Annotated in this window: 10 protein-coding genes; 3 read left to right on the forward strand and 7 right to left on the reverse strand. The window is 52.0% G+C overall.

Features of this window, described 5'->3' with window-relative positions; translation table 11 throughout:
• Nucleotides 1–130: 130 nt before the first annotated feature.
• Entirely contained in the window at nt 131–1465 is a 1335-nt protein-coding gene (locus EPA93_RS10355) for a serine hydrolase domain-containing protein (RefSeq protein ID WP_129887123.1), read from the reverse strand.
• Between the two features lie 65 nt (nt 1466–1530).
• Nucleotides 1531–2187 (reverse strand): TetR family transcriptional regulator, encoded by a 657-nt coding sequence (locus EPA93_RS10360; protein WP_129887125.1) that lies wholly within the window; start codon nt 2185–2187, stop codon nt 1531–1533.
• 494 nt (nt 2188–2681) lie between these two features.
• On the opposite strand from EPA93_RS10360, the gene EPA93_RS10365 reads away from it, so the two are divergent.
• Nucleotides 2682–3716: a tetratricopeptide repeat protein gene (locus EPA93_RS10365; protein ID WP_129887127.1), complete on the forward strand. Its 1035-nt coding sequence runs from the start codon at nt 2682–2684 to the stop codon at nt 3714–3716.
• Between the two features lie 386 nt (nt 3717–4102).
• On the opposite strand, the gene EPA93_RS10370 is transcribed toward EPA93_RS10365, so the two are convergent.
• From EPA93_RS10370 to EPA93_RS10385, 4 genes are all read right to left on the reverse strand, one after another.
• On the reverse strand, nt 4103–4783 hold the full coding sequence (locus tag EPA93_RS10370) for a DJ-1/PfpI family protein (RefSeq protein WP_129887129.1): 681 nt from the start codon (nt 4781–4783) through the stop codon (nt 4103–4105).
• A gap of 125 nt (nt 4784–4908) precedes the next feature.
• Nucleotides 4909–6132: a cytochrome P450 family protein gene (locus EPA93_RS10375; protein ID WP_207229502.1), complete on the reverse strand. Its 1224-nt coding sequence runs from the start codon at nt 6130–6132 to the stop codon at nt 4909–4911.
• Between the two features lie 110 nt (nt 6133–6242).
• Nucleotides 6243–9506, reverse strand: a complete 3264-nt coding sequence (locus EPA93_RS10380; RefSeq protein ID WP_129887131.1) for a winged helix-turn-helix domain-containing protein — start codon at nt 9504–9506, stop codon at nt 6243–6245.
• A gap of 207 nt (nt 9507–9713) precedes the next feature.
• Nucleotides 9714–10553 (reverse strand): alpha/beta fold hydrolase, encoded by an 840-nt coding sequence (locus EPA93_RS10385; protein ID WP_129887133.1) that lies wholly within the window; start codon nt 10551–10553, stop codon nt 9714–9716.
• A gap of 303 nt (nt 10554–10856) precedes the next feature.
• Between EPA93_RS10385 and EPA93_RS10390 the strand changes: the two genes are divergently transcribed.
• Nucleotides 10857–12572 (forward strand): RNA polymerase sigma factor, encoded by a 1716-nt coding sequence (locus tag EPA93_RS10390; RefSeq protein ID WP_129887135.1) that lies wholly within the window; start codon nt 10857–10859, stop codon nt 12570–12572.
• 110 nt (nt 12573–12682) lie between these two features.
• Nucleotides 12683–13525: an LLM class flavin-dependent oxidoreductase gene (locus EPA93_RS10395; RefSeq protein ID WP_129887137.1), complete on the forward strand. Its 843-nt coding sequence runs from the start codon at nt 12683–12685 to the stop codon at nt 13523–13525.
• A gap of 192 nt (nt 13526–13717) precedes the next feature.
• Here EPA93_RS10395 and EPA93_RS10400 read toward each other — a convergent pair whose 3' ends face one another.
• Nucleotides 13718–15337 (reverse strand): Na+/H+ antiporter, encoded by a 1620-nt coding sequence (locus tag EPA93_RS10400; RefSeq protein ID WP_129887138.1) that lies wholly within the window; start codon nt 15335–15337, stop codon nt 13718–13720.
• Between the last annotated feature and the right edge of the window lie 403 nt (nt 15338–15740).

Consider the following 15740-nt stretch of genomic DNA (forward strand, 5'->3'; position numbering starts at 1 on the left):
GAGGACAACATCTCGACGAAGCCGAGTAAGTCGATCTCCAATAGAGCTCAATCTCTTATACTGCATAGCCTCCTGATTGGTTCATTCGTCCCTTCCTGGGGCTTTTCTTTTGGGCTCTGACCTGCGCTCTCTACCGTATGCGTGTAGCGATCATGGAATAGCCTGACCAGTTCATCTCTATGCTCTCTACTTTTCCTTGAGTATTTTTAATAAAGCTCAGTTCAACCTCTCCTTTACTGTGCGTAAAATACTTTGTGGCTGAAATGGCAAAGACCTCTGACTTGGCTAGCGGCGGAACGTGCATCCAGAACTTACCCTCTTCCACATAGAAGCTCATCTGTGTGGTTCTCCCACCATATGTTCCTTTATAAGTTCCCTCATAATCGGCAATTGTGGCCAGGTCAAGCTCGCAGCTGGTATGTTTCTGGGGTAAGGTATAGGGCTCGCCAAAAGCGATAGCCGCGAGAGCTGTGGCGATTTCGGGCACGTTCACGTTTCCCATATTGGAGAGTACGACAACAGTAAGATCATCCTCAGTAAAGTGCTTCGCTATCGTCTGATAGCCATGTATTGCGCCTGAGTGTCCGATGGAAGGATGTTGTATGCTCTGCCCGATCTCGCAGCCATAGCCGTAAGTGAATTGATCAGCCTCTCCGCTTGCGGCCTGGGGCCTGAACATTTGCTGACGTGCATCTATGCTTAGTAGTCGTCCTCTGTAGACTGCACGTATCCAGCGGAATACCTCTTCCGCTGTAGAATGAAGTCCACCAGCGGCATAGAGCGCCGTAGGATCATCGTATTCAGCTCTGACTAGCTCCATGCCACGCTGAAAGTAGCCAGCAGCACGGCACTTAATCAGCGCATTGATCTCCTCATAGCCGGTGTGCGTCAGGCCGAGCGGCTGAAACTGATGCTTTTGCAGAAAGGCGTTATAGCTTAGCCCTGAAATACGCTCAATTATAGCGCCCAATAGAAGCCAGTTCGAGTTACTATAGCTAAAGCGTTCCCCTGGAGCAAACTCTAGAGGCTGCTCGCGAAAGCTGGCCAGCAACTCCTCAAGCGTCGTTTGACGCCCCATAAACTGCCGAAACTCTGGCAGGAGCAGATAATCAGTGATGCCACTGGTATTCGAGAGCAGGTGGTGCAGCTTAATCTCCTGGCCATGGGGATAATCTGGAAAGTAGGTTGCCAGTGTATCAGTAACATGGAGACGACCGGCATCTTGCAGTTGTAGGATTGCTGTAGCCGTAAACGGTTTGCTGAGGGAACCAAGCTGGAAAATGGTATCCGGCGAATTGGGAACATCAAGTTCATAGCAGGCCAGGCCGTAGGCTCGCAAGAAATGAATCTCTTCTCCTCGCGCAAGCAGGACTGTGCCGCTAAATTTCTTGAGCCGGGCATAGGTCTGCATATAGGTCACGAACAGCTTCTTTCCTGGTGCGGCGAAGGGCCAGAACTTTTTCATAAGCGCTACCTCTTTGCTATTTTAATATACAAACAAGAATGTATGTAAAATGAATAAAAAAAAGATCAAGAACTGGCAAGTATGCCCTGCAAATACGTATCGGCGAGAGAAGGCGCGAACAGTTTCAGAGAGAAGGTCTTTGCGCTTTGCAGCCAGACTAGAAGTACTCCATTGAGCAGAGCAGTAAAAGCCAGGGAAGTTACTTGAATATCAAGATCAGCACGAAGCTCTCCCGCGTCGATTCCTCGATGCAGGATTTGGGCCAGTTGTTGCGCAAAAGCCTGCGTCCCCTGATATTTTTGCGCCAAGCCTTCACCTTGCGCATCTACAATACCGGGCTCCGACTTAAAGAGTGTCAGCTCAGTGATAGCTTGAAACGTCTCGTCTTCCTCGATATCTTCCAACAAGCGTATAAACAGACGGCGCAGCATCTCAGTAGGAGAAAGAGCGGCTGACGATACCTCGTCAAGCAGCTGCAAAGGCTTCTGCGATCCTTGCGCCAGAAGTGTTTGATATAATTCGGCTTTGCCCTGAAAATGCCAGTAGATGGCCCCTCGTGTTACACCGGCTTCTCTGGCGATATCCTCAAGCGTGCTGGCTGCATACCCCTGTCGGCTAAACACGCGTAGGGCGGCTTGCAATACACTCTCACGCGTGAGCGCGGCTTCTTCTTTGGTCTTACGAATGGCTCTACTACTCCTGAATTGTTTACATACAGACATGTATGTTTTTATAGTAACAGGAAAAGAAGGGCCGGTCAAGAAAATTTGTTTGGACAAACATAATGGACCTTCTGGAAAATGTAAAGCGGCGCAGTAGAAACGAAGATCAGATATGGACTTTCTATTCGAGCCTACCGAGCCGGCTAAAGCAATATATTGCTGGCAAGCCACGAACGCCTCTGCCACAGATAAGGTGATTTATTGTAAATCTTCTATGATAAATACCATGATACCTGCTACGATAAGGGTATGAAATGCTGGTATTATGATATAATGCAATTAAAATGCTATGTTCGTGTATTGGCAGAAAGTGCTATTTGGGAGGAAGTTGTGATTGATAGAGACGATCCCACAGTTAAGATACGCGCCTGGTTGCTCGGTCCTTTCCTGCTTGAAAAGAAAAATGAGTACGGACCGTTGAAGCGAAGCTGTCCCCTATAACCTCAACTAACCAACACATTTTAAAAAGTGCCGATGAACCAAAGGAGCACGATATGGACATGCTACGGCGTGAACTGCTGAAAAAGGGAGTAACGTTGGCGCTGCCAACTCCCTTGTTCTCCTTAGTGGGTAGCGATCTGCTGGCGCTTTCAGTTGAAGAGTACATGGCCCAATGGCCTACCTTATTGCAAGATTGTTGGAAGCTCATGGCAGGAAAGTATTTAGGAGTTGCAGAAAACCTGTTAGCCGCACATATTAATTCATTAATGCAGATGATTTATAGCTCCTCTCACTTTAGAAGAGAAGCGGCAGCGATAGCAGTGCAGGCTAAGATCCTACAAGCTATTTTGGCCCTGCACCGCTTAGATTTTGCAGCGCGAAAACTATTCTGTGGGGAAGCCGTTTCCTGTGCGCGGATTGCAGAGGAGCCACAGTTGCTAGCAATTGCCCTCAGATACTTTGCATATGCTTATATGCATCCTACTATTCAGCCTCTGCATGATAATTCTCATCAGCTAGATTTTGCCGTTGCCTCTTTTCAGGAAGCGCTCCATCTGGTAGATAAAGAAAAGCCTCTGCTCTGCAGCGTCCTTGGGTGTGGCCTGGCTGCTGCGCTGGCTCAACAGGGAAAAGAGAAGGAAGCGCTGGCAAATCTGCATAAAGCAGAGCGTATCTTTCCCACTTCTTCTGAGCGTGAGCCAGGTTTTGCCAACGCGGATTGGGATGAGGCCTCCTTCTATCTACTGATCGGCCGCGTATTTCTTGACCTTGCACAGCGCTACCCTCAACATGGCTATTATGAGCAGGCTTTAAAAACGCTGGAAAAAAGCTCAGCTCTGCAGATGGAGGCCAAGCGCATTAATAGCGAAATTTTTATCCATTTTAGCGCCGCCGCCTCGGGTATCGGCGATTTAGAGCTGTATGAAGAGAATATGAGAAAAGGTCTCTTGCTGGCAAAGGAGGTGGGAAGTCAAAAGAGAGCATTGGAGGCTTACGCTGTAGCGCAGAATGTTCCTCAAGCCTGGCATGCGGAGAGACGCATCCAGAAACTGGAAGTAGGGTTCTTTACAAACTATGGAACATTGTAGCTCTGATTGCTGCAAATGAAGTCACATAGCGTGAGTTCCAGGAACCTACTTGATTTCATAAGAGCGTGCTGCTGACCTGCACCCGGCGATCTTGCCGAGGCAGAGATAGAGGGGGAGCGAAATTCTTGATACCCAAATAGAACCTCGTGTTGGGCAAGCAAATCGAAAATTTCCTATAGTCATATGAAGAGGCATCACAGAAGATGATCCTTCCTTTTAGCTCTAAAATAGCAAGATTGGAGAAATTTTGCCAAGATATCATGAAATATTCACTCCTGCGCGTCATCTCCTCTTCCCGCGGAGTCGCCGTTTTACAATACAAGCATAGCAGCTAATAGTCATTATGGAGAGAGCTGCCCCGCGAGACGGCCCTCTCCCATGTATGCTCAGGATTTGTGAGCTCTCTGAGCCATGCGCGCCTGCTCCTGAGCCGCCTGCTGCTGTAACAACTGGCGCGTCAGGTCAATAGTGGTCTGCGAAGCCTTTTGTAGCGAGCCCGCGTCGAACGGTGGCTGAGGATCGTACTCGATCTCCAGTTGGATCGCCCGGGCCATCTCAGGACCAGCGATCTGAGCCGCCAGGTAAAAGGCCATGTCGATGCCAGCTGATACACCAGCCGCCGTGATAAGCTTGCCGTGCTGGATGAAGCGCTCGGGCAGATAGGTTGCGCCATACTGCTCAAGCGCGGCTTGCGCTGCCCAGTGCGTGGTTGCAGTTAGTCCTTTGAGCAGACCAGCAGCGCCCAACAATAGCGCGCCCGAACAGACAGAGGTAGTCCATTGCGAAGTTGCATGCGCGGCCTGAATCCAGCTAAGCACTAGCTGATCCTTCGCCGCAGCAAACGTGCCAGCCATGCCACCGGGAATGACAAGAATATCCGGGTGGGGTACATCCTCAAGGCTGTAATCTGCATTGAGGGCCAGCGCTCCCGCCGTATCCGTGCGTTTTAGCCCGCTCTGCCGGGCCACAAATCGTAAGCTGGTCTCGGGCAGGCGAGAGAGCACTTCATAGGGACCAACAGCATCGAGAGCAGTCAGCCCCTCGTATAAAAGGATTGCAATCTGCATAAATCAGCTCTTTTTCTGTGCGCTATGGCACAAATTGCTACTAAAAGGGAGGCACGTCGTCTCCCTCAAGCGAACATAGTTTGTGTTCGGCTAAAACGAGCGTAGCTAGCTTAAAGGGAAAAATGCTAGAACGCGACAGGCAAGCTGTTCAGGCTGCGTAAGGAAAATGTGGGTGTCCATCGCAACTGCTCTGGCTCGCAATTCATGCGCAGATCCGGGAAGCGTTGCAGCAGTGCGCCAAAGGCAACCTGACCCTCCAGGCGCGCCAGTGGAGCGCCCAGGCAGAAATGGATGCCTTTGCCAAAGGCCACATGCTGGTTCTCCTGGCGCGTAATATCCAGCAGCTCGGGATCAGTAAATTGTTGTGGATCGCTATTGGCCGAGACCAGGACCACGAATACCATCTCGCCCTTGTGGATCAGCTGATCATGGATAAGAATATCTTCGCTGGCCAGGCGCGGTGAGGAAAGCGTTACCGGCGAAGTATAGCGTAGCAACTCCTCGACCGCTGAAGGCAGTAAGCTGGGGTCGTTGCGCAACAGGTTCATCTGTTCAGGATATTCAAACAGGGCCAGCATGCCATTGCCAATCAAGTTCACCGTCGTTTCGTGGCCGGCCACAATGAGGAGAAAGATCATCGAGATCAGTTCAGTTTCGTTGAGTTTGTCGCCGCTCTCCTCAGCCTGGATCAGCCCGCTGACGAGATCCTCGCCCGGATGGAGGCGCTTTTCTGCCAGCAAATTTTTAATGTAAGCAATAAAAGCCTCCATTGCTCCCCCATATGCCTCGTCATTCTTGGACTCTTCCATGTTGATAAGGGCCTGGGTCCAGGTGCGAAATTGCTGGCGATCCGCTACAGGAATGCCCAGCATTTCCGAAATTACTGTGATGGGCAGGGGAAAGGCAAAGTCCGCCACGAGATCCATGTGCCCTTGATCCTTGACGGCATCCAGCAACTCGTCAGTGATCTGCTGGATACGGGAGCGCAACTGCTCAATCATGCGTGGCGTGAAGACCTTGGAGACCAGATGGCGCAGGCGCGTATGATCCGGCGGGTCGGTCGTGAGCATGTCCCGTCTCCAGGCAAATTTCTTGAGACGCGCAGCCGTTTCACCTGAGATTTCCTGGTTTCCCTTCATCTCAGTAGTTTTCTGTAAATCCTTGATGAAGCGTGGATCTTTCAGAATCGCTGTAACATCGGCGTAATCTGTGGCGATCCAGGCTCCTGTACCAAAAAAGTTATCGACAAAGAAGAGCGGCTTCTGCTGGCGTAAGCGCGCAAAGAATGCGTGGGGATGGCGTTTGACTTCTTGAGTGAGCATATCGTTAAAGGTAATTTGTGTCGTCATACAAAGCTTCCTTTCTTAAGGATGGATTTTCTGTGCTGTTAGTAGTGTAGTGCAGCAAATATGTTTTGTCGCACTCCTAAAGGAGCATTGAAGAGGAGGATCACAGAAGATTAGAGCAAATGCAGCTCGCGGGCCCGGATGACGGCCCGAGTGCGATTGGTCGCTGACAGCTTGACCAGCAGATGTTTGACATGCCGCTTGGCAGTGTTAAGACTAATGATCAGCTGATCGGCGATCTGCTGGTTTGAGTAACCGCTGGCCAGTAGCGTAAGCACTTCTTGTTCGCGCGGGCTCAAAGGATCAGGCAGCGACTGAGGCGTCTTAGGCCTATGAGTAGGAGCAACTATTTGCATGCTTAAGGAGGCTTCCCTAAGCTGCTGGACATATTCGGGCGTGGCGGAGGTCCAGCCCGAGACCTGGGCCAGCAAGTTAGCCATAGGTTGGCCCTCATCGGCAATCAAGCGTACAAAGCCGGCTTGCTCGGTCTGAGGCAAAAGTGCCCCAAGAATGCTGAGCGCTGGCTTGATCTTGCCTTGCGCCTGCAAGCACAGAGCCGCAAGCATCTGGCTCTCTATGAGCCAGCCTTGCAGGCCTCTCGGATCGGCCCGGTCGCGCAAAAATCCTAGCAGGGCCAGCGCCTGGGAGAGCGCTGCTTTGTTGCGCTCAAGGCGCCACTGGGCTAGCAGGACGCGCGCGAGTGTTATATATTCAGCATAGTGCATGTCATCCAACAGCACTGCGCTTAGCTCGTTTGGGCGTAGCGGTTGGGCATTCTTCCAGCTCAGGGCTTCTTCCAGCATACCACAGGAAAGGGCGAGCCGCACGGCAGGTATCTCAATGAACCTCTTCTCAGGCGCTGCACCCGGTTGCTGCTCATCAGCTTGTGGAGAAGTTCTGGCAAATGCAGTGTTGCTCTGTACTAGCTCGATACGGGTTTGTAGCCAGAGATCGAGAATAGGAAAAGCTGTTCTTAAGTCCTGAGGAATAGACCGCGCCAGGAGGTCAAGGCGAGAGGCTGCAGAGGTGCTGGCCTGTTTCTGATCTTGCAAGAAGATCAAGGCGCTTTCTGGCTGGCCCAGGGCCAGCTCGATACGTGCTTGTAGGCAACGAATGAAACTGCTAAGAGTGAGCAGGCCCAGGCTCTGAGCAGCGGCAAGAGCCTGCCGGGCCGAGTGCGCGGCCTCGGACAAGTGATTTTGTTCATAGCACAAACTGGCTTTGCCCATGTGGAATAAGGCTAGAACCAATGGCGGAATCGTGGGGCGCGAAGCAAGCGCCTGCCAGATACGCTGATAGAACTCTCCTTGCTTGCGCAAATCCCCTTGAGCCTGATATATCTCGCTTAGATACCAGGTGGCAACCGGGTTCAAGGTATATTTATCTTCTGATGAGTAAGATGTACAGATGCCAAGAAATGTCTGTTCTGCGGCCTGCAGATCACCGCTAGCGCTGTGCATGATGCCAATAAAAGTCTGTATCTGTAAGGCAATCAGCCGGCTCAAGAGCGTTTTATGTGCAGCAAGGGCCTGCAGAGCGTCGTAAAGCATTATTCTGGTATGGGCGAAATCTTTGCGCGAGAGCGCGGTCAGCGCGCGGAATAAAGTGAGCTCGCTTTGCAACTCCGCCCAGGAACTTCCTGTGGCCTGGCTCTGTGTTTGTGCGTGCTCTGCCATATGTTCGACGAGTTGTGTAATGGTTTCCGAGGAGCTTTTGGAAAATACTTGCATCCAGATGGCGGCAATGCAGAGTGCGGGCGAACTGAAAATCATCTCTGCCGGAAAATATTCCAGCCAGCGAGCCAGAAGCTCCATGCGCCCTTGCTCCATGATCTCTGGTAGATATTCTATAAGCAAATCCAGCGCGCGCGAAAAGTCCCCAGCCTGCAAAGCATACTCGCAGGCCTCCTCATTATTCTGCTGCTCTTCATACCACCGGCTGGCCCGGCGATACAACTCCGGGACCATTTCAGGCATGTATTTATGCAGATAGGCGCGCAAAGCCTCGGCGAATAAGGGATGATAACTATACCAGGTTTCGCTGCTGTCAGGTGCGTTTTGCAGGAGATTAGCGCTATACAATGAGCTGAGTCGGGCCTGTCCATCCGCCTGGCCGGTAACTGCCTCGCAGAGCTGAGCGCACAGGCGGCTGAGAATGCTCGTCTTTAAGAGAAAATCGCGTATCTCTGGCGCTTGATGGACAAGGATCTCCTCACTGATATACTCAAGCAAAAAAGGGTGAGCGCCCGGCTGCGCTTGCAGAAAAGCGCCAGCATCCGTCTGCGAGCGTAGAGCCAGGGCCAGGAGATGAGTTCCCACAATCCAACCTTGCGTCTGCTGCTCCAAAAGCTGCAGGACACTGCTTGATAAATCTAGCCCCATGGCATGTAGAAAAGCTTGTATCTCGCTAGAGGTAAAGCGTAGATCCTCGGTCCCAAGCTCCCAGAGCTGGCCATGAGCGCGCAGACTGGCCAGCGGCAAGGGAGGAGCGCTGCGCGTTCCAACAAGGATATGGAGTTGCGGAGGAGCGTAGGAAAGCAAAAAGCTTAGCATGGCATGGGCCAGCTCGCTAGAGATAGTGTGATAGTCATCAAGGATCAATACTGTATCGCTGGAGAGCACATGGGCCAGCTCATTCACATAGTAGATCAACTGCTCTTCCCAGGCAGACCCGTGAGGTGTCAGTTCGAGGCCAATATCTTGCTCTAAGTTAGGGGCCTGCAGATTTCGTAAGGCGCCCAGCAGATAAGCCAGGAAGCGCGGAGGATCGTTCTCGTCAGGCACGAGCGAGAGCCAGGCTACGGGATTGCGGGTCTGGCGGGCCCAGGCAGCCAACAACGTGGTTTTGCCCGAGCCGGCTGGAGCTGAGACCATAGTAAGCCTTGCCCGGGTTCCTTGATCGATGCTAGCGAGAAGGCGCGGGCGAGCCACATAATGGATGGGCAGGCGTGGGATAAGGAATCTCGTTTCAAGCAACGAGCTATGGGGCGGTCTTGATGAATGTTCAACTGCGGCAAGAGGGGCAACCGGCATGCTTGCTATGGCATATGTTGCTGATTCGGCGCTGCCAGCGAGCCGGCGCCCTGCAGCTTGCAGGCGTTCAAGCGTGAGGGCCGCCGATGTGCCTAGATAGCACCACTGCAGCCGACCATGCCAGCGTCGATAAGCGTACCAGTACCAGCCTCCACGCCGGCTACTTGCGCGCTTCTTATGGGCCGTAAAGCTGCAAGTATCGCTATGAAATGTGAAGGTGGTCGCCGTTTCCAGCCAGCTATACCAGGAGGTAGAGCCAACTGGCAATGTGGCTACCTCTGTTCCTTGCTTATATGTCAGAAGTGTATTTTGTATGCTGCCTGCTGTCTCCGTTAGCTGTTTCAAGCAAGCATCCTCCCTTGCATAGCTACGAGCCTTCAGTCGTCATTTCATAAGTTAGAGAACAGGCGCCGCCCGAGCCTATCGTCCCTACTAAGTATATACTCCCGAAAGTTAGAGAACAAGTGCAGCATGGGTTAGCTAGCAAATCTCAGGGCTATTGCAGGCAAGACGAAAGCAGGGAGGGTGGGAAGGAAGCGCTTGCTGCGTAGCCTATATATGCGCTGCGGCTTGCCTGGCTTCGCCAACCCGTTCCAACCATTCGCTGATCAGCGCATTGAAGAGCTCGGGCTGCTCAATATGAGCATTATGGCCGGCGCGATCCAGAACCGCAAAGGTCGCGCGCGGATAATTCTCAAGGATGCGCCAGGCGTCTCGATAGCCCACGATATGGTCCTGACGGCCCAGCAGCATTACCACAGGCTTCGTGAAGGGCTCGGGGAGCCGATCCACCTCGAAGGTGTAATCATATTGTTCTCTAAACTTTTTAAGAAAAGCCTCATCTGCTATGCGCGAGGGGGTAAGGAGCTCATCGCGAAAACGCTCCCAATTATAGCGGTCCTGCACAACTGCCATTGAGGCAAATTCGTCTGCATCTTCCTCCTCAAGAGAGGCCAGCAAGGCCGGATTCCTCACAATAATGCTTTGTGGCGAGACATCGCGCCGCGTCGGGTTCGCAATAATGCCGGGACAGATGAGGGCCATACCATCAACCTGCTCAAACTTGCGCTGGAGCACGCCGCGTGCCAGGTAGCCGCCATACGATTCGCCCACAAGCAGAAAGCGTTGCCCAGGGATGAGCGTATCAATGAAATCTATCACAACATCAAGCATATCATCAGAGCCGCGAATATGTTCTTTGCCAGGGGTCTGCCCCATACCCGGGAGGTCAAGATAGATGCGCCGCCATCCCGTTCGCCTGGCAAAAATAGGTTGCTCCATGCTGTTCGTCATCATTCGATGGTCACAGTTAAAGCCGTGCAGCAGGATGATCGGCTGGCCCTCGCCATAGGCTTCATAATAAACAGGCACGTCGTGTGCTATGCATTCCATAAGTAGAAAGCTCCTCAGTATTTTTCAAAGTGGTCTCTTCTACACTTTAGACAGCGTATCTTGCTGGTTACGCGACGTCTCGCTCTTGTCTCATATTACGTCAAGCTTCGACTGAATAGCAAAAGTCTACCCCGTGTTAGGGAATCTTAGCATTTTGTTGAAAATGAGAAGCGCGCTTTCTAGTATCCAGATGGCAAGGAAGAAGGCTCTGTGACGATTCCTTCGGATGATACTGTTAACACCACTATTTCGTCTCTCTTATACAGAGAATATTTATGCACTTAGTGAGGGAATAGAGGATGTATGCCTGATCAAATCTCGGCAGGCTTTCCGCTTGCGGAGCAAAGCGATGAAGAGCTGCTCGCGCAGGCCCAGGCTGGCGAACTGGCAGCCATGCATAGCCTGTTTGAGCGCTACCATGCTCGTATCTATCGCTATCTCGTCTATATGGTCGGTGATGCCGGTACTGGAGCTGAATTAACCCGGGAGACTTTTCTTAAAGCCTGGGATGCCTTGCTGGAGTTGCGCAAAGCTGCTATTTTCGCGGCTTGGCTCTATCGCATTGCGACCAACTTGGTAAGGATCTATCAGCGCTCGCTGACCGACGTGCAGAAGCGATGGGGAGATGTAGAACAAGTAATAGCTTCTGGAGAAGGCGAGGCTGAGCTTGAGAAGAGCCTTTTCAGGGCACTCAACCAGGTTGAGCTTAGCTATCGGGCCAGCCTGCTGCTGGATCTGCTCGAAGCATACGAGCCAAGGCAGATAGCCGAGTGCCTGGGAACGTCGCCACAGCGAGCAGCCTCCAATATAAGTAAGGGATTGCAAGCCTTGCAGGATTTGTTGCCAGATGCTGGCCAGGCAGCCTTGCGGGCGCGCATCCAAGCTCTGGCTGTACCTGACTTAGTAGTGTCATCTCCTTTTAGCGCCAGTATTGACGAGCTTGAGAGCCGTGCCCGCGTTCCTTTTCTGCCTGACTATCTTTCCTACACGCACCGACTGCGCGCGCCCTGGCCGCGCCGTAAGCTCTATCTTTGCCTATCTTTAGCCTTGCTCTGCCTTGTGTATATGAGCAGTGGCCTGCTCCTCTGGCTCAAGCCTCATAGCCTGCCTAACTCTCAGCAAGCTCTCGTTTCCCCCACGCTAAATTCAGCAAAGCCTTTTAATGCTCATGGCCAACGGCCGGGCTGTATGTTCAATGGACCTCTCACAGCCTACCAGGAAAGGGGAACCTATCTCTGTTTCCATCACCTCTATTGCGACGTGGAGCAGACCCAAAGCTTTCATGGCTATGGTCTGACGATCGAGCAGGCTTATCTTGATACCAACCTTTTGCTCGTGGCTACCCGCCTGCTTACTCCTGATGGTAGGAGCATTGCCCATAGCATCGTAGCTGATATTGCCTCCTCCCAGATCGCCTTCGATCAAGACGGTCTTGATATTACGCGGGATCGCATGCTTGATGTGCAGCGAAACGCCTTCATCTCGCTCACAGCGCTGCCCTTACGCTTGCGCGTCTCACCTAACAGCTTATCTATGGCTCAATCTGTGACCTTGCAGCTCCAGATCAAGGCATTAATGGTTAATGATAAAAACGATTGGCTGCTGGTGCAAGCCGAGACCAACCAGAGCATCGTTTTTCAGCTCAGCTTACCATACTTTGCCGGCCGTATCTTAACAAGAAATCTGGAAGGCAAGCCAGCGCCGGATGACATTGCCTTAAAGCAAGTTGTGGTAACGCCGGCCAGAACGGTGATCTGGCTGCAAGGAACGAAGCAAGATGAGCGGCTAATACATACCGGCGATCTTGCTCAGCTCAGCATTGCTCAACGTAAGTATGAAGTGCGCTCGCTGACCTGGGCGCGTAATAAGTATCAGGTCAGCGCGCTAAACTTTGAATACCCATTATATGATGCTCAAGGAACCTGGAATCTGAAGATTTACGGGACAGGCACAGAGGGGAAGTATCAAGACAAGAAGTTTGAAAAATCCTTCGCGGTTCTGCATAACACATCTGCCTAAGCTAAATTTCTTCGTAGCGCATAGGCTTGACCCTGACACGTTGTCATACTCTACAATGTCAGCAAAAGACAAAGTGTCTGTGGTATGACGGAACTAGAAGAGAGTAAGTTATGAAATATGGTCTGGTCTTCCCGAATGTGGGGATTTATAGCGATGTGCGTAAGATGGCTGAGCTTGCCCAGCAGGCTGAAAAGGCGGGGTGGGATGGTTTCTTTATCTGGGATACGCTCCATTATATGGCTGAAAACCGGCCAGTGGCAGATCCCTGGATCGCCTTAACGGCGATTGCTATGCGGACCCAGCGCATCAAAATCGGCTTCCAGGTGACGCCACTGCCCCGCCGCCGGCCCTGGAAAGTGGCCCGTGAAGCCGTCACGCTTGACCACCTTTCCAACGGGCGCCTGATTCTTGGCGTTGGGATTGGCGATATACAGGATAGAGGCTTTGGCGCCTTTGGCGAAGAAACTGATGCCAGGAAGCGGGCCAGAATGCTTGATGAGAGCTTAGCCATCCTGCAAGGCCTGTGGAGTGGGAAGCCATTTAGCTACAGCGGTGAGTACTATCACGTTGATGAAATTACGTTCTTACCTCAACCGCTACAACAGCCCGGAATTCCGCTCTGGGCCGGTTGGATGTGGCCAGCCAGAAAGCCAATGGAGAGAGCTGCCCGCCTGAATGGAGCTAGCCCGATTTCAACTAATACTGATTTAGGGCTGACGCCTGAAGAGATTCGTCAGCTCAAAACATTTGTCGAGGAGAGGCGCACTAAAGATTCGCCGTTCGATATCGCGCCAATGGCTCCGGTCTTTGCGGCTATCAATGATGAACAAGCGCGCGCAAGGCTGAAAGCATGCGCCGAGGCCGGCATGACCTGGGCCTTACAGGGCATATGGTCTGAGTCCGAATTTGAAAAGCTATATGCCATGATCCTGCAGGGTCCTCCCTCCCTCTAGCTCGGCAAAAGAAAAGCTGGAGCCTACCCAGCGTTTGTGGTGAAGGCACGCGCGGCGCTGTTACTGATAGTCCACGCCGCGCAACCTGTGATTGTCCTTTTCGTACATCTCCTCGCTTTGGAGATCATCTTGCGCGAACTTCTACCATGCCGAGAGGCTCAGAAGGCCCTTAAAATTACCACTTGCCAGGATTCAGGCTTCGGTCGGGGCTTCGCTGCTCTCGTTGCTGGCTATCCACTGCGAAGGGTTATTGCGTAACCTCAATAGTTCTAGATCAAGGTCGCGTTGTACCCGGCGCAGAATCTCGTCATTAATGATCTCTTCATTGCGCAAGGCAAGGATAGCGTCGAGTTCGGCCTGGAGCAGCTCTTGCTCAGCACGTTCCCACATCTGCATATTTCGCTCTTCTTGCTCGTCCTGTTCGCCTTGATAACGGGCTCGATAAAGGCGCGTACGCCCCTCATAGCGATGGGTGAGCTTTTTAAGCTGCCCCTCTGTCAGCAAATTGTTTTGGGCAAGCTCCTCCAGTCGTGCCTTACCGGCCATAGCAGCCTTGAGGCGCGCTTTATGCTCTTCACGTTCGGCGCTGCCATCATCTACCACTTTCAAGACCTGAATAAGTGCGGGTAGGCTGAGCCCTTGAAGTACCAGGGTGACCAGAATAACCACGAAAGCTAGAAAGATAATGAGATTGCGATGCGGGAAAGGCATGCCCTTAACGAGGGGCAAGGAGAGCGCTGCCGCCAGGGTTACAATGCCGCGCATTCCGGTCCAGCCTAAAATTGTGACGTTTTGCCAGCTGGGGAGCTGGTCGCGGCTCTCGCCTCGTAGGAGCCGTGGCACATACGCGCCCGGAAAGACCCAGATGATCCTGATTAAAATGAGTGTCGCGCAGACGATTGCTGCATACCCCATCAGGGTCAAGGGGGGCTCGGATAACCCTTGCAGAACAATCGGCAATTGCAGGCCAAGCAGGATAAAGATCAAGCCGTTGAGGGCGAAGACAACCATATCCCAGATAGCAGTGCCCTGTAGGCGTAGGTCGGGCGTCATCGTATTGAAGCGAGGCTGACCATAGAAGATACCCAGGGTTACAACGGCTACGACGCCAGAAGTATGAAAGGTCTCCGCTAGCAGATAAGCTCCATAGCCTGAGAGGAAAGTAAGCATAAGATAGACGGGAACATCTTCGGTGAGGCGGCGAAAGATCGGCGTGACAAGCAGGCCAATAATTATGCCGATCACCACACCTCCAGCACTGGCAAGTAGGAATTGTGAACCGGCCTCTATCAGCGAAAACGAACCTGTCGTGACGGCCGCAATAGCCACGCGATAGGCTACCAGCGCTGTCGCGTCGTTGACCAGGCTCTCGCCTTCCAGAAGCGTGACGATCCGCCGGGGCAATTTTAAGCGCTCGGCTATGCTGCTGGCGGCCACTGCGTCGGGTGGTGCTACAATCGCTCCGAGGACAAAGGCTATTGGCCAGGGGAGCCCAAGCACAAAGTGCGCGACAAGGGCCACGGCTACAGTTGTGGCCAGTACAAGCCCGATCGCTAGTAAGCCGATAGCTTGAAGATTCGCGCGAAAATCACGAATCGGGGTGTTATAGGCCGAAAGCTGTAGTATGGGAGGCAAGAACAGGACGAATACAAGATCGGGATCGAGCTCAATCCTTGGCAAGCCTGGGATAAAACTAATACCCAACCCGGCGAGGACAAGCAGGATTGGATATGGCAGCTGGATGCGCCGTGCTAAAGCCACCAGCATGACCATAATAAAGAGCAAGGCGAGAATAATTTCACTATTATTCATGGTAAAAAAAGCCTCCTGGGATGGATTCTCTCAAAAGCGAGCGAGGACACCTTGCTTTTCATACCACAAATTTTTGGTAAAGTCTAGCATGGAGTGCTGGGTCTAGCGCTGTTTAAATAGGCATCTGATTATTGAACATGCTTCCGCTAATTGTAATTTTTAACGGCCATAAATAAGTATATTCATGCTAAGTTAGCTGATTCTGCGAATTAACCAAGAAAAAAATATGGGCTTTATGTCTCATTGTTGCTTCCGATAGTGCAGGGCAGATACTTTACCTTATGCTCTCAGATGCAGTTTCTTGCCTGATTGTGTTTTATCTTCTTGTTACTTCCTAAACTAACTTGACTGTAAGGGTTATCCTATGCTATGAATAAAGCAGTTCATCGCTCGTTTTAGCAGG

Source organism: Ktedonosporobacter rubrisoli (assembly GCF_004208415.1).
Lineage (GTDB): Bacteria > Chloroflexota > Ktedonobacteria > Ktedonobacterales > Ktedonobacteraceae > Ktedonosporobacter > Ktedonosporobacter rubrisoli.

What these genes read in the sequence shown, in the direction of transcription:
- EPA93_RS10375 (WP_207229502.1), bottom strand. Translation starts at nt 6,132, where the DNA reads ATGACGACACAAATTACCTTTAACGATATGCTCACTCAAGAAGTCAAA.
- EPA93_RS10360 (WP_129887125.1), bottom strand. Translation starts at nt 2,187, where the DNA reads ATGTCTGTATGTAAACAATTCAGGAGTAGTAGAGCCATTCGTAAGACC.
- EPA93_RS10365 (WP_129887127.1), top strand. Translation starts at nt 2,682, where the DNA reads ATGGACATGCTACGGCGTGAACTGCTGAAAAAGGGAGTAACGTTGGCG.
- EPA93_RS10395 (WP_129887137.1), top strand. Translation starts at nt 12,683, where the DNA reads ATGAAATATGGTCTGGTCTTCCCGAATGTGGGGATTTATAGCGATGTG.
- EPA93_RS10400 (WP_129887138.1), bottom strand. Translation starts at nt 15,337, where the DNA reads ATGAATAATAGTGAAATTATTCTCGCCTTGCTCTTTATTATGGTCATG.
- EPA93_RS10370 (WP_129887129.1), bottom strand. Translation starts at nt 4,783, where the DNA reads ATGCAGATTGCAATCCTTTTATACGAGGGGCTGACTGCTCTCGATGCT.
- EPA93_RS10385 (WP_129887133.1), bottom strand. Translation starts at nt 10,553, where the DNA reads ATGGAATGCATAGCACACGACGTGCCTGTTTATTATGAAGCCTATGGC.
- EPA93_RS10355 (WP_129887123.1), bottom strand. Translation starts at nt 1,465, where the DNA reads ATGAAAAAGTTCTGGCCCTTCGCCGCACCAGGAAAGAAGCTGTTCGTG.
- EPA93_RS10390 (WP_129887135.1), top strand. Translation starts at nt 10,857, where the DNA reads ATGCCTGATCAAATCTCGGCAGGCTTTCCGCTTGCGGAGCAAAGCGAT.